Origin of the sequence: Citrobacter sp. On2M (assembly GCF_018035235.1) — a bacterium.
GTDB lineage: Bacteria > Pseudomonadota > Gammaproteobacteria > Enterobacterales > Enterobacteriaceae > Citrobacter > Citrobacter meridianamericanus.
In genome coordinates this window covers 285,236-312,231 of sequence record NZ_WPCV01000001.1, presented here as the reverse complement: position 1 = coordinate 312,231, position 26,996 = coordinate 285,236, and the positions used below count along the sequence as shown (strand labels likewise).

26 protein-coding genes are annotated in these 26,996 nt (G+C 51.9%); 8 read left to right on the top strand and 18 right to left on the bottom strand.

The genetic code is table 11. From position 1 onward, the window contains the following. Window positions 1-9: 9 nt before the first annotated feature. The 5 genes from gntU to On2M_RS01395 form a co-directional block, all read right to left on the bottom strand. Window positions 10-1,350, bottom strand: coding sequence for a gluconate transporter (gntU, locus tag On2M_RS01415; protein ID WP_003023477.1), 1,341 nt, complete (start codon window positions 1,348-1,350; stop codon window positions 10-12). Continuing rightward, window positions 1,350-1,880 (bottom strand): gluconokinase, encoded by a 531-nt coding sequence (gene gntK, locus On2M_RS01410; protein WP_003023475.1) that lies wholly within the window; start codon window positions 1,878-1,880, stop codon window positions 1,350-1,352. Before gntK ends, gntU begins: the two co-directional genes overlap by 1 nt. 141 nt (window positions 1,881-2,021) lie before the next feature. Beyond that, on the bottom strand, window positions 2,022-3,017 hold the full coding sequence (gene gntR / locus On2M_RS01405; protein WP_106107687.1) for a gluconate operon transcriptional repressor GntR: 996 nt from the start codon (window positions 3,015-3,017) through the stop codon (window positions 2,022-2,024). Between the two features lie 129 nt (window positions 3,018-3,146). Continuing rightward, window positions 3,147-3,842, bottom strand: coding sequence for a quercetin 2,3-dioxygenase (yhhW, locus tag On2M_RS01400; protein WP_003023472.1), 696 nt, complete (start codon window positions 3,840-3,842; stop codon window positions 3,147-3,149). A gap of 123 nt (window positions 3,843-3,965) precedes the next feature. Continuing rightward, window positions 3,966-5,003 carry an oxidoreductase gene (locus On2M_RS01395; RefSeq protein WP_187253808.1) on the bottom strand — a complete coding sequence of 346 codons (1,038 nt, stop codon included), beginning with the start codon at window positions 5,001-5,003 and terminating at the stop codon, window positions 3,966-3,968. Window positions 5,004-5,460: 457 nt separating this feature from the next. On the opposite strand from On2M_RS01395, the gene yhhY reads away from it, so the two are divergent. From yhhY to On2M_RS01365, 6 genes are all read left to right on the top strand, one after another. Then, window positions 5,461-5,949, top strand: coding sequence for an N-acetyltransferase (yhhY, locus tag On2M_RS01390; RefSeq protein ID WP_151216880.1), 489 nt, complete (start codon window positions 5,461-5,463; stop codon window positions 5,947-5,949). Window positions 5,950-5,996: 47 nt separating this feature from the next. Beyond that, window positions 5,997-6,881 carry a hypothetical protein gene (locus On2M_RS01385; protein ID WP_210904186.1) on the top strand — a complete coding sequence of 295 codons (885 nt, stop codon included), beginning with the start codon at window positions 5,997-5,999 and terminating at the stop codon, window positions 6,879-6,881. 319 nt (window positions 6,882-7,200) lie between these two features. Beyond that, window positions 7,201-8,415, top strand: coding sequence for a PfkB family carbohydrate kinase (locus On2M_RS01380; RefSeq protein ID WP_187253810.1), 1,215 nt, complete (start codon window positions 7,201-7,203; stop codon window positions 8,413-8,415). Between the two features lie 15 nt (window positions 8,416-8,430). Then, on the top strand, window positions 8,431-9,192 hold the full coding sequence (locus tag On2M_RS01375) for a glutamine amidotransferase (protein ID WP_210904185.1): 762 nt from the start codon (window positions 8,431-8,433) through the stop codon (window positions 9,190-9,192). Window positions 9,193-9,245: 53 nt separating this feature from the next. Then, entirely contained in the window at window positions 9,246-10,214 is a 969-nt protein-coding gene (locus On2M_RS01370; RefSeq protein WP_187253812.1) for a DMT family transporter, read from the top strand. Further along, entirely contained in the window at window positions 10,214-11,248 is a 1,035-nt protein-coding gene (locus On2M_RS01365; RefSeq protein WP_187253949.1) for a phosphotriesterase, read from the top strand. The genes On2M_RS01370 and On2M_RS01365 overlap by 1 nt, the downstream gene beginning before the upstream one ends. Window positions 11,249-11,292: 44 nt before the next feature. On the opposite strand, the gene ggt is transcribed toward On2M_RS01365, so the two are convergent. Then, window positions 11,293-13,038 (bottom strand): gamma-glutamyltransferase, encoded by a 1,746-nt coding sequence (gene ggt / locus On2M_RS01360; protein ID WP_016151116.1) that lies wholly within the window; start codon window positions 13,036-13,038, stop codon window positions 11,293-11,295. A 118-nt stretch (window positions 13,039-13,156) separates the two neighbouring features. Between ggt and On2M_RS01355 the strand changes: the two genes are divergently transcribed. Further along, window positions 13,157-13,597, top strand: coding sequence for a DUF2756 family protein (locus On2M_RS01355; protein WP_151216885.1), 441 nt, complete (start codon window positions 13,157-13,159; stop codon window positions 13,595-13,597). On the opposite strand, the gene ugpQ is transcribed toward On2M_RS01355, so the two are convergent. From ugpQ to livK, 10 genes are all read right to left on the bottom strand, one after another. Then, on the bottom strand, window positions 13,594-14,337 hold the full coding sequence (ugpQ, locus tag On2M_RS01350; RefSeq protein ID WP_210904184.1) for a glycerophosphodiester phosphodiesterase: 744 nt from the start codon (window positions 14,335-14,337) through the stop codon (window positions 13,594-13,596). The two genes, On2M_RS01355 and ugpQ, sit on opposite strands and share 4 nt — an antisense overlap. Then, on the bottom strand, window positions 14,334-15,404 hold the full coding sequence (locus On2M_RS01345; protein ID WP_151216887.1) for a sn-glycerol-3-phosphate import ATP-binding protein UgpC: 1,071 nt from the start codon (window positions 15,402-15,404) through the stop codon (window positions 14,334-14,336). The genes ugpQ and On2M_RS01345 overlap by 4 nt, the downstream gene beginning before the upstream one ends. A 2-nt stretch (window positions 15,405-15,406) precedes the next feature. Then, a complete protein-coding gene (gene ugpE / locus On2M_RS01340; protein WP_151216888.1) occupies window positions 15,407-16,252 on the bottom strand; it encodes a sn-glycerol-3-phosphate ABC transporter permease UgpE in 846 nt (281 codons plus the stop codon). Further along, the gene (gene ugpA, locus On2M_RS01335) at window positions 16,249-17,136 is read right to left on the bottom strand and encodes a sn-glycerol-3-phosphate ABC transporter permease UgpA (protein WP_151216889.1); all 888 of its coding nucleotides are present in this window, start codon (window positions 17,134-17,136) and stop codon (window positions 16,249-16,251) included. Before ugpA ends, ugpE begins: the two co-directional genes overlap by 4 nt. A 62-nt stretch (window positions 17,137-17,198) precedes the next feature. Next, window positions 17,199-18,515 (bottom strand): sn-glycerol-3-phosphate ABC transporter substrate-binding protein UgpB, encoded by a 1,317-nt coding sequence (ugpB, locus tag On2M_RS01330; RefSeq protein ID WP_151216890.1) that lies wholly within the window; start codon window positions 18,513-18,515, stop codon window positions 17,199-17,201. A gap of 294 nt (window positions 18,516-18,809) precedes the next feature. Further along, window positions 18,810-19,523, bottom strand: a complete 714-nt coding sequence (gene livF / locus On2M_RS01325; protein WP_151216891.1) for a high-affinity branched-chain amino acid ABC transporter ATP-binding protein LivF — start codon at window positions 19,521-19,523, stop codon at window positions 18,810-18,812. 17 nt (window positions 19,524-19,540) lie between these two features. Continuing rightward, the gene (livG, locus tag On2M_RS01320) at window positions 19,541-20,308 is read right to left on the bottom strand and encodes a high-affinity branched-chain amino acid ABC transporter ATP-binding protein LivG (protein WP_003023438.1); all 768 of its coding nucleotides are present in this window, start codon (window positions 20,306-20,308) and stop codon (window positions 19,541-19,543) included. Next, the gene (gene livM, locus On2M_RS01315) at window positions 20,305-21,582 is read right to left on the bottom strand and encodes a branched chain amino acid ABC transporter permease LivM (protein ID WP_003023436.1); all 1,278 of its coding nucleotides are present in this window, start codon (window positions 21,580-21,582) and stop codon (window positions 20,305-20,307) included. Before livM ends, livG begins: the two co-directional genes overlap by 4 nt. Then, complete coding sequence (livH, locus tag On2M_RS01310) at window positions 21,579-22,505, bottom strand: high-affinity branched-chain amino acid ABC transporter permease LivH (RefSeq protein ID WP_003023435.1); 927 nt, start codon at window positions 22,503-22,505, stop codon at window positions 21,579-21,581. Before livH ends, livM begins: the two co-directional genes overlap by 4 nt. Window positions 22,506-22,566: 61 nt before the next feature. Next, the gene (gene livK / locus On2M_RS01305) at window positions 22,567-23,676 is read right to left on the bottom strand and encodes a high-affinity branched-chain amino acid ABC transporter substrate-binding protein LivK (protein ID WP_151216892.1); all 1,110 of its coding nucleotides are present in this window, start codon (window positions 23,674-23,676) and stop codon (window positions 22,567-22,569) included. A gap of 546 nt (window positions 23,677-24,222) precedes the next feature. On the opposite strand from livK, the gene panM reads away from it, so the two are divergent. Further along, a complete protein-coding gene (gene panM / locus On2M_RS01300) occupies window positions 24,223-24,606 on the top strand; it encodes an aspartate 1-decarboxylase autocleavage activator PanM (protein WP_151217210.1) in 384 nt (127 codons plus the stop codon). Between the two features lie 157 nt (window positions 24,607-24,763). Here panM and livJ read toward each other — a convergent pair whose 3' ends face one another. Together livJ and rpoH are read right to left on the bottom strand one after the other, a co-directional pair. After that, window positions 24,764-25,867, bottom strand: coding sequence for a branched chain amino acid ABC transporter substrate-binding protein LivJ (gene livJ, locus On2M_RS01295; protein WP_151216893.1), 1,104 nt, complete (start codon window positions 25,865-25,867; stop codon window positions 24,764-24,766). Between the two features lie 271 nt (window positions 25,868-26,138). Beyond that, the gene (gene rpoH, locus On2M_RS01290) at window positions 26,139-26,993 is read right to left on the bottom strand and encodes an RNA polymerase sigma factor RpoH (protein ID WP_003023425.1); all 855 of its coding nucleotides are present in this window, start codon (window positions 26,991-26,993) and stop codon (window positions 26,139-26,141) included. Window positions 26,994-26,996: the final 3 nt, after the last annotated feature.

Sequence of the window (26,996 nt, the reverse complement as noted above, 5' to 3'; positions counted from 1 at the left end):
CAACAAGACTCAGCTCAACAGCTGGAAAGCAATCATACCGACAATTGCGCCGACCGTGCCGAGGATGGTTTCCATCATCGTCCAGGTCTTCAGCGTTTGTGCTTCCGTTGCGCCGGTAAATTTACCGAACAACCAGAAACCGGCGTCGTTAACGTGGCTGACCACGATCGAGCCGCCTGCGATACAAATAGACAGTGCTGCCATCTGCGCACCGGAGAAGTTTAGCTGTTCAATCACCGGCATCACCAGACCGACCGCCGTTAAGCAGGCCACGGTCGCGGAACCCTGAATGATACGCACCGCTGCCGCCAGCACGAAGCAGGTAATGGCAATCGGCAGACCCATTCCGGTTAATGCTTCGCCCAGCGCTGGACCGACGCCAGAATCAACCAACACCTGTTTAAACACGCCACCTGCACCAATCACCAGCAGGATAATCCCCGCCGGTTGCAGCGCGTGGCCGCAGATCTCCATCACTTTGTCTTTTGGCATACCCTGGCGAATCGCCAGACCGTAAATCGCCACCAGACACGCTACCAGAATCGCAGTAAACGGGTGACCGATAAACTCAAACCATTCATAAGTTGAAGAACCAACCGGCACAAAACGCGCGGCGATGGTTTTCAAACCAACCAATACCAGCGGCAGCAGGATCAGCGACAAGCTAAAGCCGAAGGACGGCATTTTACCTTCGCCCAGATGCGGCTCGGTAATGTCATCAGGAATGTTCAGCTCAACGTAACGGCTGATGAAATTCCCCCACAGCGGTCCGGCGATAATCATGCCCGGAATCGCGGCACACAGGCCAATCAGGATCATCCAGCCAAAGTCAGCGTGCATCTGCGAAGCCAGCAACATCGGCGCTGGCCCTGGCAGTAAAAACGCCGCAGCTGCCGCTACGCCTGCAAACAGCGGAATGACTAATTTAACCAGGTTGGTACCGGTGTGACGCGCCATCGAGAACGCTACGCTAATCAGCAGCACAATTGCCACCTCAAAGAACAGCGGCAATGCACAGATAAGCCCGGCCAGGCCAATCGCGTAATGTGCGCGACTGTGACCGAAGGATTTCAGCATTTTGACGGCAATTTGATCGACTGCGCCGGTCTCATGCAAAATCTTGCCGAACATCGCCCCCAGTGCCACAACAATCGCCAGGAAGCCAAGCGTGCCGCCCATCCCCTTTTCCATGGTTGCCGCGATTTTATCGAGCGGCATACCGGAAAAGAGACCTGCACCAATAGACACCACCATCAAAGCAAGGAAGGCGTGCATACGCGCCTTCATCACTAAAAACAGCAGTAATAAAACGGACCCTACTGCTGTTAAAACAAGCGTTAATGTACTCACTACTTACTGCCCTGGTTAATAACCTCAATGGTGCTGGCGACCACACCGTCCAGTGGCTGATCGATATCGACCACCAGTACATCGTTTTCATTCGCACCCGGTTCTTCCAGCGCTTCAAACTGAGTTACCAGCATCTGCGTTTTGAAGAAGTGGCCTTTACGTGCTTTCAGGCGGCTTTCGATAACGTCAAAATCCCCTTTCAGATAGATGAAAGAGAGGTTCGGGTTACCGTCGCGCAGCTGGTCGCGATAGACTTTTTTCAGGGCGGAACAGACGATCAGCGAAACCTTGTTGGTACGCTGCATCGCAAAGGCGGCGTCATTCAGCGCCTGTAACCACGGTTTACGGTCGTCATCGTTGAGTGGCTCACCAGAAGCCATTTTCATGATGTTGCTGCGCGGATGGAGAAAATCGCCATCAAGAAACGCGGCCTGCAGTTGATGCGCCACTTCACTGGCTACAGCAGATTTACCGCTGCCCGATACGCCCATCAGAACGTAAACGTGGTGATCATGATTAGTCGTGCTCAAAGCGTTGCCCCCACTGGTACAAGAATCTGGAAATTGTTACGGGTAACTGTTATCGGTAACATTGTCCAGCCGGATAAATAGAGAAGCAATATCCATTCGTGCTCGAAGTGTATAAGTGTGAGCTACTTCAAACTTGTTGGCTTAAATAGATCCGCCCGGTGACAAGGTGAAACCTAAATCTAACATTTTAGGTGTGACTGCTTCACCACGGATGCGCGCCAGCAGACGTTCAGCGCCAATGCTGCCCATGCGTTCACGCGGCGTGAGCACGCTCGCCAGACGCGGCTCCATCACCTGTCCGATGTCGTGACCGTGGAAACCGGCAATCGCCATATCGTCAGGAATTCTCAGCCCTAAACGCTGGCATTCAAAGGCCGCCCCTACCGCCAGGTCATCGTTGGTACAGAAGACGCCATCAAGCTGCGGGTATTCACGTCGCGCCTGACGGATGAGTTCAATACCGGACGAATAGGAGGAAGATTGTTCCACCATCACGCTATATGGCACCAGACCGGCATCATGCATGGCCTGCTCGTAGCCTCTCTGTTTGATGATAGTACGTTCATCAAGACGTGCGCCAAGATAGGCAACATGACGATGCCCGCGGGCAATGATCGCCGCAGTCATTTGGCGCGCAGCTTCGAAGTTGTCAAAGCCGACGGCAATATCCAGACACGGAGACTGGCTGTCCATCAGCTCAACCACCGGGATACCGGCGACCTCAATCATTTTCAGGGTACGAGGCGTGTGGCTACGCTCGGTGAGGATCAGACCGTCGATATTCCACGACAGCATCGACTCCAGACGCTCCTGCTCCATTTCGGGTTTATAACCGTAGTGCGCCAGCATGGTCTGATACCCATGGGCGTCGGTAACGGCCTCAATGCCGCGTAATACTTCAGCAAAAACCTGGTTGGTGAGAGAGGGCAACAGAACGCCGATAGCGCGGCTGGTGGCGTTGGAAAGGATATCAGGAGCGCGATTGGGAATATAACCCAGCTCATCAAGTGCAGCGGCAATTTTGCCCCGCAGCGCCACGGAGACCTGCTCCGGATTACGCAAAAAGCGGCTGACCGTCATTTTGGTCACGCCCACGCGGTCGGCTACATCCTGAAGTACGGGTCTTTTCTTTTTCATCGTCCTGAAGCGTTAAAAAGGGATAGATTTCCCCAGTTTACCACGGACGCATGGAATTAATGACAAACGATGAAAAGCCGGATGTCGACGTTTTCGCGTCTTATCCGGCCTACAAAGGGTTACAGCACGTTAGACTGGCGGCAGATCAAACAGTAACACTTCGCTGTCGCTGTCGGCATGAATAGAAATTGCCTGTTCATCCCAGATTGCCAGGCCATCGCTGGTAGTCGCTTTAGTTCCGTTAATGGTGACGTTGCCTTTAACGACCTGGATCCAGACGCGACGTTCAGCGGCAATCTGATGTACCGACTGCTCATCTTTGACCAACGCCCAACGGTACAGCTCCATATCCTGGTACACTTTCAGCGAGCCATCACGAGCATCCGGCGACAGCACCAGTTGTTTGCCCTGAGCGGCATCGAAACGACGCTGTTCATAGCGCGGCGTAATACCGTTCTCTTGCGGCATGATCCAGATTTGATACAGATGCAGCTTCTCAGTATTGCTCGGGTTGTACTCCGAGTGACGGATCCCCGTCCCGGCGCTCATAATCTGGAACTCACCGGCAGGAACCTGCTCTTTGTTACCCATGCTGTCCTGATGTTCTACCGCGCCTTCCAGCACGTAGGTCAGGATTTCCATATCTTTATGGGGGTGAGTGCCAAAGCCCTGGCCTGCGTCAATCACGTCATCGTTAATCACGCGCAGTGCCGAGAACCCCATAAAATTCGGGTCATAATAGTTGGCAAAAGAGAAGGTATGCCAGGAATCGAGCCAGCCATGATTCGCATGACCACGGTCATTAGCTTTGCGTAAATAGATCATTGTGTTCACCCCCAGATGTTTTCGATGGAGTAAGTGTGGACTCAATCCGCCTGGGATCATAGAGGGTGAAAATTGACTCCTCTGTTCAAAAAATATGAACAAGCCCAGAGGAGTCTGTGCAAGCTATTTGGCGAGGGTTATCGTCGCCGGAGATGCCTGTTCAAAGGCGCGTTCGAGAAGTTCCAGGTTGGTAAGAACTTCAGATTCCTTGACGTAATTAGGCGTACCGGCGGTCAGCGTCTGGTATAGCGCATCATAGACGCGACCATAGTCCCCTACTTCCGGTTTCATCTCTTCTTTTATCGTCAGGCCGTCATCGTTAACGTACTCCAGTACCCCGATGGAATCGTCAGCAGCGAAACCTGGATCACCCGGCATGATATTGGCCTTCAGGCTGGTTTCCTGCTGGTCGATGCCGTACTTCACAAACGAGCCTTTGGTGCCGTGAATGATAAACTTCGGATAGTCGATTTTCACCAGATGGCTGGTTTTAACAATGGCTTTCAGGTCACCGTAGAACAGTTGCGCTTCAAAGGTGTCGTCCGGGTTCGCTTTATTACGCAGGCTGCGAATGTCATAGGCCACGTGTTCAGGGCGACCGAACAGCGAGATAATCTGGTCCATAGTGTGTACGCCCAGGCCATAAAATGCGCCGTCCTGCGGCAGTCCCGGCTTAATTTCCGCCTCGGGACGGTAGTAATCAAAATGGCTTTCAACCTCAACAATTTCGCCGAGTTTACCGCTCTCAATCGCCTTTTTAGCGGTTAGGAAGCAGGAGTCAAAACGACGATTCTGATACGGCGTAACGGTCAGCCCTTTGCTTTGCGCCAGTTCGAACAGCACTTTTGCTTCTGCCAGCGTCGGCGTGAACGGCTTCTCAACCAGCACGTTTTTACCCGCCTCCAGCGCACGTTTGGCGTAGTCAAAATGGCTGTCAGCATGGGTACAGACGATCACTAACCTCACCTGCGGATCGTTTAAGATCTCGTCGAGGTCGCTGGTGAAGTGAATATGCGAATACTGCGGCGCCTGCTCTTCCGGCCTGGCGTTACGGCGGAAAATGTGCGCGACATGCCAGCTATTTTTGCGGTTGAGGACGTACGGCAAATGGTAGCGAGTGGTACTTTTACCAAAACCAATAAATGCGCAGTGTAAGGTCATGAGACAGTCCTTTTGAAGATGATTGTCTACACCATAGCGCAAAGCGTGAGGAGACTGAATGTTGGATTCTTTGCCGGATAGCGCTTGAACGGCACCACTGGTGCGACAGGATCGGCCGCCGGCGTCGCAGGCAGTTTGTTCACGGCAAGCGCGCAGGGCCCGGAGCGTACTAAATGTACGTGAGGAGCACGAGCACTTCCCGGGGACAAAATGACAAGTAAGCCAGGCTGAAACAAAACCCCAAAAAAAAAGCCAGCAAAAGCTGGCTAAAGTAATACTGGAAGCAATGTGAGCAATGTCGTGCTTTCAGGTTCTCCATAGGGGTTCCCCTGAATGCAGAGCAATAATAATCATTCTCATTCGCACTTGTCTACTTCTTTTTGCAAAAAAATGCAGTTGACGGAATTTTCTTTCTCAGCGAGGGTAAAGACTCAATTAACCCTGAAGGAGATAAGGAATGAGTGAGATAGTGATTCGCCACGCTGAACCTAAAGATTACGACGCAATTCGTCAGATCCATGCCCAGCCGGAGGTGTATCACAACACGCTACAGGTTCCTCATCCTTCCATGGAGATGTGGCAAGAGCGACTAACCGAACGGGTCGGAATCAAACAACTGGTCGCGTGCATTGATGATATCGTCGTCGGACATCTCTGCATCGACGTTGCTCAGCGCCCCCGCCGCAGCCATGTCGCCGATTTTGGTATCTGCGTTGATGCCCGCTGGCAGAATCGCGGCGTTGCCAGCGCGCTTCTCCGTACGATGATCGACATGTGCGACAACTGGCTGCGCGTCGACCGTATCGAGTTAACGGTGTTTGTTGATAACGAACCTGCAATTGCGGTCTATAAAAAGCATGGCTTTGAGATCGAAGGGACAGGTAAGAAATACGGACTGCGCAACGGCGAGTACGTGGATGCGTATTTTATGGCGCGTGTGAAATAATGTTGAAGGGCGAGTCATCTCGCCCTGCTTATTGAAAGGACGCAATAGTGAAAAAGTTTGTTCCCCTGGTTTTACTGGCCTCGCTCTCTCCAGCTTTCGCCACGACCGTACAAAATCTCGATGCTGTCCCCGGCGCTATTCAACATCCTGAAGGTAAACAGATTTTTGCTGAGCAAATGGCAGGGGCAACACCTGCGAAAGGATTTGGTGAACTTCCGCAGGGATTATCAGAGAACCAGTGGATTGGCTGGGTTGCGCCAAACGAAAATCCTAATAATCTGATCCTCACCGGCGCCAAAGCCTGGGGCAAAGACGGAAAATACATTGGCGTCGCCTGTTTCGCAGACAATCAGGCCGATGCCGGGCAGGCAAAAAAGTACGCGGATAACACCTGTCCGGAAAACTACAGCAACGGACGCGCCAATAAATTATATCTCGGCGTTTTTTCCTGGCAGAACCAACAGCTAGTGCCTATTGCCCGCTCAGAAAAACCGTTAAACCAGATCTCGGCGTGGAATAAAGCCACCGATAAAGAGAGCGATGATGAGTCCGTCAGAGCGCTGGCTTATTATACAAAATTGGATCTGGCACCGTACCGGATCTCTCCCGATACTCTGGCGTTCGGGGTGCGCGGTGGCTACTCTGAGGCGTATTCAGGCGGCGGCGCATTTTATGAAGTGCTGGAGTTGTACACGATCAAAGACAACAAGATAATCAACGTGTTTTCCGACCTTGTTTATCAATATCAGGACATCGCCGGAGACTGGAACCAGGACGGAACGCGACAGCACGACATCAGCGAGAGTAAGTACATCCTGAAATTGCGGTCAGCAAAGACGCAGGGATTTTATGATTTGGAGGTCGTTAACCTGCAGGATAAAAGCAGTCACATATTTCGCTGGTCCGAATCACTGCAACAGTATGTTCCTTAACGAACTAATAAGGCCTACAACTTTCAGAGCGTTGTAGGTCATTATCCTTTATTTCCCCGCCGTTAAATCCAGAAGCGGAATTGCCATCCAATCCTGACATAAAGTTGTTGATTACGGCTCATCCCCCAGCGTCACCTTGAGGCTAACAACCATCTGAATCATAGGACTATTCTACTTATTATCTTCATCGATATTTTTCGTGACTTTAATAAAATTAATATTTCATTTTTGTTTTTTTTTGGTTTCTGCCATCACTTTATGGTGACAATCACAACAATATACTTCACCTGGGATTAACTTAACCACGGTGAGGTAAAAAATGAAATTTGAACGCCATCATAGAATATTGAAAGAACTCAGTATTTCGGGAGTTGTAAAAGTTTCCAATCTGGCGAAAAGTCTCAAGGTAACAAAAGAAACTATTCGCTCAGATCTCAATGAACTTGCCGGACAGGGATATCTCACTCGCTGTCATGGTGGTGCATTTATTACCCTTGACTCTCTTGATAACGTTGCAAAAAACGAAATTGCTTATGTGCTGGAAAAATATGAATCAGCACAAAAAATAAAAAAAGGTCTCTCTGCCATGAAAAATAATGTATGTGTTATTGGCTCCTTCAATGTTGATATTATAAGTTACCTACCGAGGCTACCCTCGACAGGCGAATCATTACTTGCCGATAATTTTATTTTTTCGCCAGGCGGTAAAGGATGTAATCAGGCATTAGCGGCAAGCTATGCCGATTCTGATGTACATTTTATTACTAAAGTAGGGTCAGACCATTTTAGCGATTACGCCATTAATTTTATTAACTCATCAAAGATCCATAAAAGTGTTATCTATCAAACCAAAGAAACACAAACTGGCACAGCCACCATCATGGTGAATGGGGATACCGGAGATAACGTCATCGCTATCTATCCCGGTGCGAACATGACAATTTCCCCTGATGAAATCACCATACAAAGAGAAGCTATTATTCATTCAGATATTGTTCTTGTACAGCTGGAGACAAATTACGAGGCGCTTCACCAAACAATTCGAATCGCGCAGAAAAATGATATCCCTGTCATTATCAATCCAGCACCATACAATGAAATGGTCAATACCATTATTGATAATATTGATTATATTACGCCAAATGAAACCGAAGCTGGTCTGCTGGCAAATATGTCCGTCAATGATATTGAGTCGGCAAAAAGTGCGGCAAAGATTATTCATCAGAAAGGCGTCAAAAATACCATTATCACCCTAGGGAGCAAAGGCTCCCTCGCTTATGACGGAACACAATTCATCTATTCCCCGGCGTTCCCGGCAGTTGTAAAAAATACCGCTGGAGCGGGCGACGCCTTTAATGGCGCTCTCGCATCAGGCCTTGCTAAAGGAAAATCACTGGCATCCGCATTGTGCTATGCCAGCGCATTCGCCTCACTTGCTGTTGAAACACCCAATGCCTCTGACATGCCAGAGAACGATTCTGTTCTTCATCGCATTCAGGGTTCAAATTATAAACAAACTATCTCGACTCACTAAATCAAGGAGCAGACTATGAATAATACGCAGAAAAAATTAAAGGTGCTCTTTATTGGAGAATCCTGGCATATTCACATGATTCATTCAAAAGGCTATGACAGTTTTACCTCCAGTAAATACGAAGAAGGTGCCACATGGTTACTGGAATGCCTAAAGAAAGGCGGAGTGGAAGTTGATTATATGCCTGCTCACACCGTACAAATCGCTTTTCCAGAAAGCGTTGATGAGCTAAACCGTTACGATGCCATTGTCATTAGCGATATCGGCAGCAATACGTTCCTGTTGCAAAACGAGACGTTCTATCAGCTAAAAATAAAGCCGAATGCTCTGGAATTAATTAAAGAGTACGTCAAAAATGGTGGTGGACTGCTCATGATTGGCGGCTATCTGTCATTTATGGGTATTGAGGCCAAGGCTAATTACAAGAACACCATTCTTGCCGAAGTCCTGCCAGTTATTATGCTAAACGGCGATGACCGGGTGGAAAAACCAGAGGGTATTTACGCTGAGGTAGTCTCGCCTGAACATCCTGTTGTTAACGGATTCTCAGACTACCCGGTATTTCTTGGATATAACCAGGTTGTAGCCAAAGAAGATACCGATGTCGTATTAACCATTAATAATGATCCATTGTTGGTGTTCGGTGAATACCAACGGGGCAAAACCGCCTGTTTTATGAGTGACTGCTCACCACACTGGGGAACGCAGCAATTCATGTCCTGGCCGTTTTATACCGACCTGTGGGTTAACACGCTTCAATTCATTGCCAGAAAATAAAAAACAATGGAGTAACGAAAGTTACTCCTTTTATAAAATATAAGGATTGATGTATGAACAAGAATAAGTACTCAACCCCCTTACTGATGCTTGCAACTATCTTAGCAGGTATGCTTTCCCCCATGCAGTCTGCCGTTAATGGACAATTGGGACACTGGTTGCAAGATGGTAATGCTTGCGCAGTAATCTCGTTCGCCAGTGGTCTGGTCGTCATGTTTTTTATTATTATTGCACGCAAAGAAACACGCCAGCAATTCGCGTCGATCCCTGCTCTGATTAAAACGCGGAAAATCCCGTTGTGGAATTGGTTTGCCGGATTATGCGGGGCGATGGTCGTATTTTCTGAAGGCGCATCAGCCAGTGCGTTGGGCGTTGCTACTTTTCAAACCGCATTGATTTCCGCTCTGCTCCTTTCCGGCCTACTGTGCGACCGTTTTGGTATCGGTGTGGATGAGAAGAAATATTTCACGCCATGGCGCATTACTGGCGCATTATTCGCTGTTATTGCCACCATTTTTGTCGTATCGCCACAGTGGCACTCAACATCGTTTATTCTGCTCGCTATCCTTCCATTTTTGGCAGGGTTACTTGCTGGCTGGCAGCCAGCAGGAAATGCCAAAGTCGCCGAGGCAACGGGCTCCATGCTGGTTTCCATTACCTGGAACTTCATCGTCGGCTTTTGTGTGCTGGGCGCTGCGCTGGCGATACGTGTCGCATTAGGTCATGTCACCGTCCAGTTACCCGATACGTGGTGGATGTATCTCGGTGGCCCGCTGGGTCTGCTGTCCATCGGGCTGATGGCGATTCTGGTCAGAGGCTTAGGTCTGTTGATGCTCGGAGTTGCTTCTACCGCAGGTCAGTTGCTTGGCTCAGTGTTGATTGATGAACTTATCCCATCACTAGGCAATACGGTCTACCTGGTCACGATCATTGGGACGCTGTTTGCGCTAGTAGGCGCAATTGTTACCACCATCCCCGAATACAGAGCATCCAAAATGGCGCAAAAAATGGAGGTGTCATGATGAAAGGTTTCCTGCAAACCGTAACAGGCCCCATTGCGCACACGGATATGGGTCTGACGCTACCGCATGAGCACCTGTTTAACGATTTATCATCAGTTGTTGACGAACCGCAATATGAATTTTCACAGCAACTCGTGGGGAAAAAAGTCAGCGCTGCTCTGCAGTGGGGATTGAAACACGATCCCTACTGCTGCGCCGATAACATGGACAGAAAGGAGATTGATGATGTCATCTTTGAAATCAACAACTTTATGTCATTGGGAGGCCGAACTATTGTCGACGCGACAGGTTCTGAATCGATCGGCCGGGACGTCTTATCTTTACGAGAAGTAGCATTAAAAACCGGTTTGAACATCGTGGCTTCATCAGGACCTTATCTGGAGAAGTTCGAAAGCGCCAGGATCCATAAACCTGTCGAGTTGTTAGCCTCACTTATTGATAAGGAACTGAATCAGGGGATAGGCGAGACGGATATTCGCGCCGGCATGATCGGTGAAATTGGTGTATCACCCGCTTTTACGCAGGCGGAACGCAACAGTCTGCGGGCGGCTTCTCTGGCACAACGTAATAACCCCCACACGGCGATGAATATCCATATGCCAGGGTGGCTGCGGCTGGGCGACGAGGTACTGGATATTGTCCTTGAAGAGATGAACGTCTCTCCGGCAAAAGTCTCGCTGGCGCATTCAGATCCTTCAGGAAAGGATGTTGCTTATCAATGTAAAATGCTTGACCGCGGCGTATGGCTAGAATTTGACATGATTGGCCTGGACATCACCTTCCCAAAAGAAGGGATAGCCCCGGGCGTTCAGGAAACCGCAGATGCGGTAGCACATCTGATTGAACTGGGATACGCCGACCAGATCGTCTTAAGCCATGATGTCTTTCTCAAACAAATGTGGGCAAAAAATGGGGGAAACGGCTGGGGATTTGTCCCGAATGTTTTCCTCGCCTATCTGGCTGCCCGTGGAGTAGACAACGATATTCTTCGTAAACTCTGTATTGATAATCCAGCACGATTACTCACGGCGTAACCAATAAAGAGCCCGGTGCCAGGCACCGGGCTATGAAAAAAAAATCAGTATCCCGCCGTTAAATCATCCACGGAACGCGGATCGGACGCGCCATACAGTGCGCCATCCGGTCCTACCATAATGCTCTGCGTGCTGCCCATCGCTTCCTTCAGTGCGACTTTCTGCCCTTTCTGTTCCAGCAGCTTAATGGTGTCCGGGCTAAACCCTTTCTCAACGCGCAGTTCATCGGGCAACCACTGATGATGGAAGCGCGGCGCGTTGGTCGCTTCGGCGACATTCATTCCAAAATCAATGCTGTTGACTACCATTTGCAGCACAGTAGTGATAATTCGGCTTCCGCCAGGACTGCCAGTAACCAGCCAGGTTTTCCCGTCTTTAACCACGATAGTCGGCGACATTGATGACAGTGGACGCTTCTTCGGCCCAACCGCGTTGGCATCGCCACCCACCAACCCGTAAACGTTCGGCACGCCCGGTTTGGCGGAGAAATCGTCCATTTCGTTATTAAGCAGAATGCCGGTGTTTCCCGCCACAATCCCGGTGCCAAAGGTGGTGTTCAGCGTATACGTCACCGCCACAGCATTGCCGTCTTTATCCACCACCGAGAAATGGGTGGTCTGATTGCTTTCATACGGCGCGAGCTTGCCAGGTTTGATCTGGCTGGAAGGCTTAGCCTTGTTGATATCAATCTGATCGGCAAGCGATTTGGCATAGGCTTTATTGGTCAGCGCCTGCCACGGCACTTTCACAAAATCCGGGTCGCCCAGATACTCCGAACGGTCGGCGTAGGCATATTTCTCCGCTTCAGCCATTACCTGCATGGCATCAGCGCTGCCAAACCCGTACTTCTTCATATCGAAGTTTTCGAGAATATTGAGGATCTGCACGATATGAATTCCGCCAGAGGACGGCGGCGGCATCGAGAAGACCTGATATCCGCGATAGTCGCCGCTAATCGGCGTACGCTCCACGGCTTTATAGGCGGCTAAATCCTCTTTGGTCATCAGCCCGCCGTTCTTCTGCATTTCCTCAGCAATCTGATCGGCAATCGCCCCTTTATAAAACGCATCCGGGCCATTTTCGGCAATCATCTCCAGGCTTTTCGCCAGGTTCGTTTGCACCAGCTTGTCGCCCTTTTTCAGCGGCTCGCCGTCTTTCCAGAAAATGGCTTTGCTGTTTTCGTGATTAGGGAGCACTTCGCTGCCATAGGTTTTCAGATCGTCAGCCAGCGCGTCGTTAACAACAAAGCCTTCTTCCGCCAGCTTCATTGCCGGGCGCACGACTTTGTTCAGCGGCATCGTGCCATATTTCTCCAGTGCCAGCGAGAACCCCGCCACGGTACCCGGCGTACCGGATGCCAGATGTGAGGTTAGCGATTTTTTCGCATCGGCGTTGCCCTGCTCATCGAGGAACATGTCGCGGGTCGCGCCAGCAGGGGCCATTTCACGAAAATCAATCGCTGTGGTGTTACCGTCTTTGGTGCGCAGCAGCATAAACCCACCGCCGCCCAGATTGCCCGCCTGCGGATGCGTCACCGCCAGCGCGTAACCCACGGCAACGGCGGCATCAACGGCATTCCCGCCCTGTTTAAGAATATCCACCCCAACCTGGGTGGCTAACGCATCCACGGAAGCCACCATCCCCTGTTGCGCACGCACGGGATGGAACACATCTTCCTCTACACCGTAAGACACCGGCGGTGGTGCAGCCGGCGCAGCAGCCACGCTAAAACAACTTCCTGAGAGCAGAGCAGCAATGGCTACCCGGCGTAAAAACGTCGGTTTTATCATCGTTATTCTCCAGATGTATGGGGGTCGGCCCCCACTAAGCCTGGTGCATAACTCTGAAATAATCATCGTCACGGCGAGAAAGGAGTAAACTTAAACGATCCCCGAGAGGAGAAAAGCGATGAAACGACTCTTACTTTTAGCCATGCTCTTGCCCTTTGCAGGCTTTGCACAGCCCATCAACACCATGAATAACCCGAATCAGCCCGGTTATCAGATCCCGAGCCAGCAGCGTATGCAAACCCAAATGCAATCACAGCAGATTCAGCAGAAAGGGATGCTCAACCAGCAGTTGCAAACGCAGACGCGCATGCAGCAACAGCATATGGAAAACCAAATCAACACGAACACCCAGCGCGTGCTACAGTCGCAGCCGGGCGAGTTGAATTCTGGACGGCAGCAAATGCTGCCTAACAGCAACGGTGGGATGTTGAGTGGACCCCGTAATCCGGACAGCTCGCTGAATAAGCAACATATGCTGTCGGAGAAAAAGAACGGCGACATGCTGAAGCCCTCCAGCACGCCGCAACCTAACGTTCCGTTAAAAACGATTGGGCCTTAACTGGGCTGGAAATCCGGACCAATGGTATCAATGGCATCGGTACAGATGCTGTCTACGCCCCAGCGCAGCAGTTCTGCCGCGCGCTGGGGTCGGTTTACGGTATAAACCAGTATACGTAGCCCCGCGTCGTGCAGCGCATCCACGCGCGTTTCATCCAACAGCTTGTGATTAAGGTGAATAGAAACGCAGCCAAGCCGGGTGGTCAGCTCAGGCCAGTCCTCGCGCCACTCATCAAGCAGCAAGCCTCTCGGCAGTTCAGGCACCGCCTGTTGCGCCGCTTCAAGAGCATCAATCTCAAAGGATGACAACAGCGGTGGCGTCATTCCCGCCCACAGTTCACGCGCGGCCAGCGCCACGACCTTCCCGGTGAGCGCCCCCGTCCCGGTGGTGGGTTTGATCTCAATATTTGCCATCATGCCGTGTTGGCGGCAGCGCTCAGCAACTTGCGTGAGCAGCGGCAGCGGTTCGCCTTTAAACTCACCGCTAAACCAGCCCCCGGCGTCCACGCGCAATAAATCCTGCCAGTTCAATTCGCCTGCCACGCCCCAGCCGTTGCTGGTGCGTTCCAGGTTGTCGTCATGCAGCAAGAAGATCTCACCGTCTTTCGACAATTTAGCGTCAAACTCAATCATGGTATGCCCGTATCGCGCCCCCACGTCGATCGCCGCCAGGGTATTTTCCGGTGCCAGCTTACCGCCGCCACGATGGGCGACAATATGGGGGTAAGGCCAGTTACTCATACACGTTGTCCTGTTTCGCCATCAAAAAGATGCAGATGATTTTCTGGCAGATGCAGCCACAGCGTGCTGCCTGCAGTCGGGCGATGCTGATGCGCCAACCGCACCACCAGTTTTTGCTCACCCCAACGTCCATGTGCCAGATTATCCGCACCCAGCATTTCCAGCGTGTCGACGACCAACGGCACGCCACCTTCGGCCTGCGAGCTTAGCGCAATATGCTCCGGGCGGATACCCAGCGTCATGTTACGCCCAACACACTCCCCGGCGCTTCTACCGATAGGTAACGACATACCATCGCCCAGCTCAAAATGCGTACCCGAGGCGCTGATGCGACCGTCCAGCAGATTCATTGCGGGGCTGCCGATAAAGCTCGCCACAAAGCGGCTGGCAGGTTTCTCATACACCTCAACCGGGGTACCGATTTGCTCGGCAATGCCTTTGTTCATCACCATTACCCGTTGGGCGAGGGTCATCGCTTCAACCTGATCGTGTGTCACGTACAGCGAGGTGGTTTTCAGCCGACGATGCAGATGTTGTAATTCCAGACGCATCTGTACGCGCAGCTTGGCATCGAGGTTAGAAAGCGGCTCATCGAACAGGAATACCGCCGGGTCGCGGACAATCGCCCGCCCCATGGCCACGCGCTGGCGCTGGCCGCCGGAAAGCTCACGTGGACGACGTTTAAGCAGGCCATCCAGTTCGAGAATACGCGCTGCCTCTTTCACCCGCTCAGCAATATGCTCCTTGCCCATCCCGCGAATTTTCAGCCCCCAGGCCATATTTTCTTCCACGCTCATATGCGGGTACAACGCATAGTTCTGGAAGACCATCGCAATACCACGATCCTTTGGCTCCATTTCGGTGACGCGTTTATTATCAATCCAGATATCGCCGCCGCTCACCCGTTCAAGCCCAGCCACCATCCGCAATAGCGTAGATTTACCGCAGCCGGATGGCCCAACCATCACAATAAATTCCCCGTCCGCGACGTCCAGCGTCAGCGGTTTAATTACCTGGGTTTTGCCGTCCCAGCTTTTGGTTACTGCCTGTAGTTTTAAACCAGCCATTTTTATTTCTCACTATCGACCAGGCCACGTACGAAGGCACGCTGCATGGCTAACACGATGATTACCGGAGGGATGAGCGTCAGCAGCATGGCTGCCATTACCTGGTTCCACTGTGTGGTGCCTTCACCAGTGGCAATCATGCCTTTGATGCCCGCCACCGCAGTGCCCAAATTGACGTCGGTAATAATTAACAACGGCCACAGATACTGGTTCCAGCCGTAGATAAAGGTGATCACGAATAGCGCAGCCAGATTGGTTTTTGACAGCGGTAGTACGATATCGCGGAAAAAACGCATCGGTGACGCGCCGTCAATACGCGCCGCCTCAACCAGTTCATCCGGCAGGGTCATAAAGAACTGACGGAACAGGAAAGTCGCTGTCGCTGACGCCATCAACGGCAGCGTCAGACCTGCATAGCTGTCGAGCATTTTCAGGTTGGCAATCACTTCTACCGTCGGGAAAATACGCACCTCAACCGGTAGCATCAGGGTGATAAAAATCATCCAGAAAAACAGGTTGCGCAGCGGAAAGCGGAACCAGACGATGGCGAATGCGGAGAGCATAGAGACAGTAATTTTCCCTACCGTAATGCTGAATGCCATGATGAAACTGTTGAGCATCATCAGCCAGAACGGCGCGCTGTTGACGCCCACGCCGTTGACCCAGATGTATTTCATGTTTTCCAGCAACTGTGTGCCGGGAACCAGCGTCATCGGCGTCTCAAACACCGCTTTATTGTCCAGCGTCGCCGCGACAAACGCGACGTACAGCGGAAACAGGATCACCATGATCCCCATAATCAACATGGTATGGCTGAATATTGTCAGCCCAGGACGGTTCTCAATCATTGGTAACGCACCTTACTTTCCACATAGCGGAACTGCACCACCGTCAAAATAATGACCAGGAACATCAGCACCACCGATTGTGCAGCGGAAGACGCCAGATCCAGCCCGACAAACCCTTCGCGATAGATCTTATAAATCAACGTAGTGGTCGCCTGTACCGGTCCACCTGCCGTGGCGGCATCGATCACCGGGAAGGTATCAAAGAAGGCATAAACCAGATTCACCACCAGCAGAAAGAAGCTGACCGGCGCAATCAGCGGCAGCGCCAGTTTAAAGAAGCGGCGAACCGGTCCTGCGCCGTCGATCGCGGCGGCTTCGATCAGCGACCGCGGAATAGACTGCAGTGCGGCAAAGAAGAACAGGAAGTTGTAACTAATCTGCTTCCAGACCGACGCGAACACCACCAGAAACATCGCCTGACCGCTGTTTTGCGCATGGTTCCAGTCATAGCCAAACTCACCGAGAAAATGGGTAATTAGCCCGCGTCCCGGGTTAAACAGGAAGATCCACAATACGGCAGCGACGGCCGGCGCAACGGCGTAAGGCAATAGCATCAGTGTCTGGTAAAAACGGCTGCCGCGTACCACGTAATTCACCAGCGCCGCAAAAAATAACGACACCAGTAAGCCGCTCACCGTGACTAACGTACTGAACTTAATGGTGGTCCAGAATGAATCAAGGTAGTACGGGTCATGGAACAGCGCGACAAAATTCTCCAGTCCGACAAACTGGCTGGAAAGACCAAACGGATCAACGGATAGTAGCGAGTACCACAGCGCTTCACCGGCGGGCCAGATAAAGAAAATAACAGTGATAACCAGCTGCGGGGCCACCAGCAAATAAGGAAGCCAGCGCGAGCGGAACACCGGACGAGATGAGGACATGTAGATTCTTTTCCTGGAAGGTGCCGGATGGCGGTGCAAGCACCTATCCGGCACTTATACACTTAAGACTTGGTCGATTGCTCAAAGCGGCGCAGTAACTGATTACCACGCTCAACGGCGGCATCCAACGCCTGCTGTGGGGTTTTCTTCCCGGTCCATACCCCTTCCAGTTCCTCGTCCACAATAGTGCGGATCTGCGGCATGTTGCCCAGACGCAGCCCTTTGGTAAACGGCAACGGCGGTTTGTTCAGCATCTGGCGGGTGGCAATATCGGCCCCAGGATTCTTATCATAATAACCCTGCTCACGTGTCAGGTCGTATGCGGCAGTCGTGATCGGCAGGTAACCGGTTTTCTGATGCCATTCAGCCGCAATTTCTGGCTGTGCCAGGAAGTTGAGGAACTTTGCCACGCCTTCGTAGGTTGCTTTATCTTTGCCCTGCATCACCCACAGGCTGGCCCCGCCAATAATTGCGTTCTGCGGTGCGCCCTTCACATCAGCATCGTACGGCATCATGCCGACGCCGTAATTGAATTTGGCGTACTGGCGGATATTCGCTAATGAGCCGGAGGAAGCTGTAGTAATAGCACATTCACCGTTATAGAACTTTTCTGTGGATTCATCTTTACGCCCGAAGTAACTGAAATCCCCTTTTTTGTTCAGCTCTTGCAGCAAGGCAATGTGTTTTACCTGCTCGGGTTTATTGAATTCCAGTACCGCGTCAGCACCGTCAAAGCCATTGTTTTTGGTGGCGACCGGCAGACCGTTCCAGGCGCTGAAGTTTTCAATCTGAATCCAACCCTGCCAGCCACTGGCGTAACCGCACTTCATACCTGCGGCTTTCAGCTTCGCAGTGTATTCCGCCAGGTCCTGCCAGGTTTTCGGCGGTTGCTCAGGGTCTAAACCTGCTTTTTTGAAGGCATCTTTGTTGTAGTACAGCACTGGGGTGGAACTGTTAAAAGGCTGGGAGAGTAAATGTCCGCTTTTAGAGTCGGTGTAATAGCCGGAAACCGTCGGTACAAACTGAGACTCATCGAAGTTAATGCCAGCCTCTTTGAATACTTCATACACCGGTTTAATGGCTTTCGAAGCCATCATCGTTGCCGTACCCACTTCATAAACCTGCAGCAACGCAGGCGCGTTTCCGGTACGGAAAGCGGCAATACCTGCGCTCAGGTTCTGCTCATAGTTGCCTTTGTACTGCGGAACAATTTTGTAGTCGGGATTGGCGGCATTAAAGCGTTGCGCCAGAGAATCAACTTCTTTACCCAGTTCGCCTTCCATTGAATGCCAGAATGGGATGGTGGTGACCGCCAGTGCCTGACCTGCAAACGCCAGGCTAAGTGCCAGTCCTAAAGCTGTATGTCGTAACGATATCATCGGTTATCTCTCTTGTTGTGCCGGATGCGCGATATCACGCGTTTTATGCTCGCGGGGGTAACATGACATGCTCGAATGACAGAAAAATAACTTTTTTATTACAAAAAAAAGATAGTAAGGCGACAAACAGATGGCAAGGCGGTGAAAGTTGTAAGAAGGGAAAGTGGGAGCTGAGACACGTATAGGCAATTTAAATGAAACACCAGATGGCGATGTTTATGCCTCTTACCCGGCCTACACATACCGTAGGCCGAATAAAGCGTTTACGCCGCCATCCAGCAGGGAAGCAGAGAATTAACCGCCCAGATACGCGCTGCGCACCGCTTCATTAGCCAGTAACGCATCGCCGGTGTCTTCCAGCACCACATGACCGTTTTCCAGCACGTAGCCGCGATCGGCGAGCTTCAGCGCCTGGTTCGCGTTCTGTTCGACGAGGAAGATGGTCATCCCCTGCTCGCGCAATTGCTCTATGGTGTTAAAGATCTGCTGGATGATAATCGGCGCCAGGCCCAACGATGGTTCATCAAGCAGTAGCAGCCTCGGCTGGCTCATCAGCGCACGGCCTATCGCCAGCATCTGCTGTTCGCCGCCGGACATCGTTCCCGCACGTTGAATACGGCGCTCATGCAGGCGAGGAAACAGGTCATACACCCACTTGATGCGTTCCTGAAACTGGTCCTTCTCGGCAAAAAAACCGCCCATCGCCAGGTTCTCCTCCACCGTCATGCGGGAAAACACGCGACGCCCTTCCGGGACAATCGCCACCGCTTCGCGCATGATTTTCGCCGTCTGCCAGTCGGTAATGTCTTTATCATCAAAGACGATTCGCCCGCTGGTCGCGCGCGGGTCGCCGCACAACGTACCGAGCAGCGTGGTTTTTCCCGCGCCGTTGGCGCCAATAAGCGTCACGATTTCACCTTGATTGATATACAAGCTGACGTCGTGCAGCGCCTGTATCTTGCCGTAGTGGGCGCTGACTTTATCAAACGATAACATCACCTTATCCATATTATCTCTCGCCCCCATTATGCTTCACCTAAATAGGCGCGGATCACGTCCGGGTTGTTACGAATCTGTTCCGGCGTCCCGTTCGCCAGCGGCGTGCCCTGGTTCACCACGTAAATACGGTCCGAAATCCCCATCACCAGCTTCATGTCGTGTTCAATCAACAAGATTGTCGTGTTGTGATGATTACGCAGCTCAGCAATCAGCTCGTCCAGCTCTTTGGTCTCTTTCGGGTTAAGACCTGCGGCGGGTTCGTCGAGCATCAGGATCTCCGGCTGGGTCACCATGCAACGGGCGATCTCCAGACGACGCTGATCGCCGTAGGCCAGGTTACTGGCCTGACGGTTGGCATGCTCCAGCAAACCAATACGCTCCAGCCAGGTGGCGGCGCGATCCAACGCTTCACTCTGCGCGCGGCGGAACGACGGGGTTTTCAACAGGCCCGAAAACACGCCGGTTTTCAGCTGCTGATGTTGCGCCACCAGCAGGTTTTCAATCACCGTCATCTCGCGAAACAAACGGACGTGCTGGAAAGTGCGCACCACGCCCATCCGCGCGATTTGCTGTCCCGGCAGCCCTTCCAGATGCTGGTCGCGCAGCTTAATGGTACCGCCGGTGGGTTTATAAAAACCGGTCAGACAGTTAAAGACCGTGGTTTTTCCCGCGCCGTTTGGCCCAATTAACGAAACTATCTCCTGTGGCCGCAGCTCCAGCTCAACGTTGTTTACCGCCAGCAGACCGCCGAAGCGCATCATCAGGCCGTTAACGGATAATAATGGCTGACTCATGCCTGCTCTCCTTTTGCTTCCCCGTTTTTCAGTTTCAACTGTGGACGGGTCATCGGCAACAAGCCCTGCGGACGCCAGATCATCATCAGTACCATTAAACCACCCAGCATTAACATGCTGTATTCATTGAAATCACGCATCAACTCGCGGGACACCACCAGCAGGATGGCCGCGAGGATCACCGCGAACTGTGAGCCCATTCCGCCCAGAACCACAATTGCCAGCACAAAGGCCGACTCGGCAAAGGTGAAGGATTCCGGGCTGACAAAGCCCTGGCGCGCGGCGAACAACGTACCGGCAAAACCGGCGAACGCGGCGCTGATGGTAAAGGCGGTCAGCTTGATGCGCGTAGGGTTTAAGCCCAGTGAGCGACAGGCAATTTCATCTTCGCGCAGCGCTTCCCACGCACGACCCAACGGCATACGCAGCAGACGGTTGATAACAAACAGCGAGAAGACCACCAGCAGCAGCGCCACCAGATACAGGAAAATCACACGGTCGGAGGGATCGTACTTCACGTTAAAGAAGTTGCTGAAGGTATCCCAGCCGCCTTCACGGGCGGTACGGCTAAACTCCAGACCGAAAAAAGTCGGTTTCGGGATCTGGCTGATACCGTTCGGGCCACCGGTCACTTCGGTGTTGTTGAGCAGCAGGATACGAACGATTTCGCCGAAGCCTAAGGTCACAATCGCCAGATAATCCCCGCGTAGACGCAGCACCGGGAAACCGAGCAAGAAGCCCGCAGCAGCGGAAACCAGCCCTGCCAGCGGCAGGCATGTCCAGAAGCCGAGGCCGTAATAGTGGTTCAGCAGTGCGAAAGTGTAAGCGCCGATGGCATAAAAGCCGCCGTAGCCCAGCACCAGCAGGCCGGAAAGCCCCACCACCACGTTTAAGCCGAGGCCGAGGATGATATAAATCATCGTCAGCGTGGCGATATCCACCGTACCGCGTGACACCATAAACGGCCACGCCACGGCAATCACCAGCAGCGCCACCAGAAACAGCTTCTGTTTAACGGTGGAGCCATCAATCGCCGGCAGAATAAACTTCGGCCCGGAGACGCTCTTCAGACCCTTCTGGAAGGCTGGACGCAGCAACTGGAAGAGGAAGACCACGCCAGTACCGATAAACACCCACTGCCAGCGAATATCCGCCGCGGAATCCACCACCAGTTTGGTGCCGTCAAGCTCCAGCTGGACGCCCATAAAGACGCCCGCCAGGACGAAGAACATCGCGGCAGAGAGCAGCGCCATTGCAAAATGCATCGGTTTCATACTTTCTCTACCTCCGGGCGACCCAGAATACCGGTCGGCATCACCAGCAGCACCAGAATCAGCAGCGCGAACGACACCACGTCTTTGTATTCAGTACTCAAGTAAGCAGAGGAGAGCGCTTCCGCGACGCCCAGAATCAGGCCGCCGATCATCGCCCCTGGAATACTACCGATACCGCCCAATACCGCTGCGGTAAAGGCCTTCATCCCGGCCATAAAGCCGATGTAGGGGTTAATTACGCCATAGAACTGACCGAGCAGCACACCCGCGACCGCCGCCATTGCCGCGCCAATCACAAAGGTCAGCGCAATCACGCGATCGGTATTTATACCGAGCAGGCTGGCCATTTTTAGATCTTCCGCGCAGGCACGGCAGGCGCGTCCCATACGGGAGTAACGGATAAACAGCGTCAGCGCCAGCATCGCCAGGAAGGTTACTATCCAGATAACCAGCTGCATGGTGGTGATGGAAGCAGAGAAGTTTTCGCTGCTGCCGACGGTCCACTGGCCGTTAAACAGGCTGGGTAATGCGACGTCGCGCGAGCCTTCCGTCAGGCTGACGTAGTTTTGCAGGAAGATGGACATCCCGATAGCGGAAATCAGCGCGATCAGGCGCTTGGAGCTGCGCACGGGCCGATACGCCACGCGTTCTATGCTCCAGCCGTAGGCGCTGGCAATCACAATCGCGCCGACGAAACCCGCCGCGACCAGTAGCCAACTGGAATCAATGCCCATCATCATTAGCGCAGCGATGATCATAAAGGAGACATAACTGCCGATCATATACACCTCGCCGTGGGCGAAGTTGATCATGCCAATAATGCCGTACACCATCGTGTAGCCGATGGCGATCAGCGCATAGGTGCTTCCCAGCGTGACGCCGTTAAACATCTGCTGCAAGAAATAGAGGAACTGCTCGGACATAAGGTAACCTTTCTTAACCCGCCCGTTTTACACGGGCGGTGGGATAACTCGTCTTCAGCGATTACTTCGCAACGGTCGATGATCCGTCCGCGTGCCACTGGAAGACACCAAACTCAAATCCCTTCAAATCGCCTTTTTCGTCCCATTTCAGCGGCCCAATCACGGTATCAGCCCCGTGTGCTTTCAAATCTTTCACCAGGTCCAACGGCTCTTTGCTGCCGCTGCGGTCCATGGCGGTTGCCAATGACTGGACGGCTGCATACGTGATCCACACGTACGGGCCGCTTGGATCTTTCTTGTCAGCTTTGAGCGCATCAACGATCGCTTTATTCGCTGGATCCTGGTCATAACGTTTAGGCATAGTCACCAACATGCCTTCAGCGGCATCACCGGCAATGTTAGACAGCGACGCATTACCTACGCCCTCTGGTCCCATAAACTGGGTTTTCAGGCCGACAGAACGAGCCTGGCGCAACATTTGTCCCATTTCCGGGTAGTAGCCGCCGTAATAAACAAAGTCGATATTTTCTTTTTTCAGGCGGGCAATCAGCGCAGAAAAATCTTTTTCTCCGGCGGTGATTCCGTCAAAGAAGACGATATTGGCATTGCCTGCTTTCAGGCTGTCCTGTACCGAACGCGCCAGACCTTCACCATATTGCTGCTTATCGTGAATGATGGCGATACGCTGTGGTTTCACCTTCTCCAGAATGTATTTCGCGGCGGTCGGCCCTTGAGAGGAGTCCAGGCCCGCTGTACGCATAATGTGTGCGTAACCGCGCTGGGTCAGCTCCGGGTTGGTCGCGCCCGGGGAAATCATCAGAATGCCTTCATCTTCGTAGATATCGGATGCCGGTTGCGTGGAAGATGAGCACAGATGTCCAATAACGTACTGAATGCCGTCATTGACGATTTTGTTCGCTACCGCCACGGCCTGTTTCGGATCGCAAGCGTCGTCATATTCCACGGCGACCAGTTTGTCGCCTTTGATCCCGCCTTTGGCATTGATATCTTTAATGGCCTGACGCGCGCCATTAAATTCCATATCACCCCACTGCGCGACCGGGCCTGACATCGCGCCAACCACAGCGACCTTGATATCATCCGCCATGACCGCGTGTGACATGACCAGTGCTATCGCTCCTGCGATGATTGTTTTTGCATTCCGTTTCATATTCCTGAATCCCCATTCGTGACGTGTTTACACTTCATCCTTCAAGCTGCCTCTGTGTTGGCTATGTTCGCTCACCCCAGTCACTTACTTATGTAAGCTTCTGGGGATTCACTCTCTTGCCGCCTTGAGGCAACTTGAATAATTTTGTGTATATATGTTGTATTTATATGGTTAAAAAGCAGACTGTGCTTTTTTTGAACTGCACTATTTTTACCAGTCTCATTAATGGTTTAGCGCAGTTTTTTAAGCAAATTGATGCTAAAAGCTCTATTTTTCAGTCGATTAAGAAAAGATAATATTCTGCTTTTCACTATAGATAAACAAAAAAAAGCACGTTTGTCAGCATAAAATAACGGCACAAAGAGCGGAATAAAATGCTGCATTCCAGGGTATTATCCTGCCTATTTTTCAATCTCTGATGTTTCAAACTGTCAATATCGTTGTTACAAAACTATTAACCTGGTTAATCGAATAAAAAAGAGAAAGCATCCGGGTGAATTATTTCGGTACACTGATTCCATCTTTTGTGATTTGGACATGCTGTTAATGAAGCTGACCATCGTTCGTTTAGATAACTTTAGCGCCCAGGATCAGATTGATCTGGGCAAAATCTGGCCAGAATATTCCCCCTCATCGTTAAGCGTAGATGAAACGCATCGGATCTACGCCGCGCGCTTTAACGAGCGCCTGCTCGGCGCAGTGCGGGTCACGCTGAGCGGCACACAAGGCGCACTGGATTCATTGCGCGTGCGCGATATCACCCGCCGTCGTGGTGTGGGCCAGTATTTGATCGAAGAGGTCATCCGGGTAAATCCTGATGTGAGTGCATGGTGGATGGCCGATGTCGGCGTTGAAGACCGCAGCGTGATGGCCGCGTTTATGCAGGCGTTAGGGTTTACGGCCCAGGAAAATGGTTGGGAGAAACGGTAGAAAACCGCCCCCAACCAATTGTATTACTAGTAGTTTCCCAAGAATTACGTGTTGCAGGCAGGCGGCAAGTTATAAAATCCCCGGAGCTTACATAAGTAAGTGACCGGGGTTGAATAACGCAGCCAACACACCTGCGGCGCGAAAGGCGCCGGGAAAATCACTTGGCGTCTGTCGCCGTCCCGTTAGCATGCCAGTCAAACACGCCAAACTCGAAGCCTTTCAGATCGCCCTTCGCATCCCAGGACAACGGCCCCATGACGGTTTCCACCGAGTTTGCTTTCAGGTATTTGGCAATTTCAGCCGGGTCGTCAGACTGGTTCAGACCAGCCTGCAAAGATTGCAGCGCAGCGTAGGTGGTCCATACGAATGCACCACTCGGATCCTGTTTCTTGGCCTTGATGGCGTCCACAATCGGTTTGTTCGCTGGTACCTGGTCGTAGTTCTTCGGTTTCGTTACCAGTAAGCCTTCTGCTGATTCACCGGCGATATTAGACAGCGACACGTTCGCTACCCCTTCTGGTCCCATAAACTGAGTTTTCAGACCCGCAGCGCGTGCCTGACGCAGGATCTGCCCCATTTCCGGGTGGTAACCGCCGTAGTAAACGAAATCGATGTTCTCTTTCTTCAAACGCGCCACCAGCGTAGAGAAATCTTTCTCACCGGCGGTGATCCCGTCGAAGAACACCACGTCAGCGTTGGCTTTCTTGAGGTTGTCCTGCACGGAGCGCGCCAAGCCTTCACCGTACTGTTGTTTGTCGTGAACGATCGCAATGCGCTGCGGCTTCACTTTTTCAACAATATATTTGGCGGCCGTAGGGCCCTGATCGGAATCCAGACCGGTGGTACGTAACACCAGGTTATAGCCGCGTGCGGTCAGCTCTGGCGCCGTTGCCGCTGGGGTGATCATCAGAATACCTTCGTCTTCATAGATATCTGACGCAGGCTGAGTGGAAGAAGAGCACAGGTGACCGATAACGTATTTAATCCCGTCGTTGACCACTTTGTTAGCAACCGCTACCGCTTGTTTCGGGTCACAGGCATCGTCATATTTCACCATGACCAGTTTGTCGCCTTTCACGCCGCCCTTGGTGTTAATATCTGCAATCGCCTGCTCTGCGCCGGTAAATTCCTGATCGCCATATTGTGCTACCGGACCGGACATCGCGCCGACAACAGCAACTTTAATATCCTTAGCAAACGCCATATTGCTCAAAGACAGGGCGATACATCCTGCCAATAACGCTTTACCCTTCATATTCATCCTGACAATCCCCATTATTGTGGTTATTACGTGTGTTGTGATGTTGTTGTTCAGCACTTTATTTCAATTATTGGATAGCTACCCGTGCTTTAGCAGCATACTCTGCTAAAACATACCCGATTTTTATGATTATGGAATAGCTAAATTTGACATGCAGATAACAACTTGATGACAAAAAGCATAGAACGTCAGGAGAGAGAAGGAGAGATAAAAACAAAAAACCCCGGATTTTCATCCAGGGTTTATTAGCATTTCCAGTTTGGCAGGAAGATTACGCTTCGATCGCCGCACGCAGTTTTTTCATGGCGTTTTTTTCAAGCTGACGAACACGTTCAGCGGAGACGCCGTAGCGATCGGCCAGTTCCTGCAACGTTGACTTGTTATCTTCATCCAGCCAACGAGCACGAATGATGTCCTGGCTACGTTCGTCCAGACCTTCCATTGCGTGGGTCAGTTTGTTCGCAGCCTGATCTTCCCAGTTGTCTTCTTCAATGCCGTCAGCAAAGTTAGATGACTTATCCTGAAGATACAGAACCGGTGCCATCGGCTGGCTGTCAGACTCGTCGTCTGAAGACATATCAAACGTCATGTCCTGCGCCGCCATACGGGATTCCATTTCACGCACGTCTTTACTGGACACGCCCAGCTCACGAGCAACCATTTCGACTTCGTCCTGGTTAAACCAGCCCAGACGCTGCTTGGTTTTACGCAGGTTAAAGAACAGCTTACGCTGTGCTTTGGTGGTCGCGACTTTAACGATACGCCAGTTACGCAGAACGTATTCGTGGATCTCAGCTTTGATCCAGTGCACGGCGAAAGACACCAGGCGCACACCCACTTCCGGGTTGAAACGGCGCACGGCTTTCATCAGGCCGATATTACCTTCCTGAATCAGATCCGCCTGCGGCAGGCCATAGCCCGCATAATTACGAGCAACATGAACAACAAAGCGCAGGTGAGACAGGATCAGCGTTTTAGCTGCTTCCAGATCGCCCTGGTAATGCAGCTTTTCAGCCAGTGCCCGCTCCTCGTCAGCCGACAACATCGGCCACGCGTTTGCAGCCCGGATGTAAGATTCCAGGTTACCAACAGGGGCTAAAGCTAAATTTTGCATTTCTTTGGTCATTCA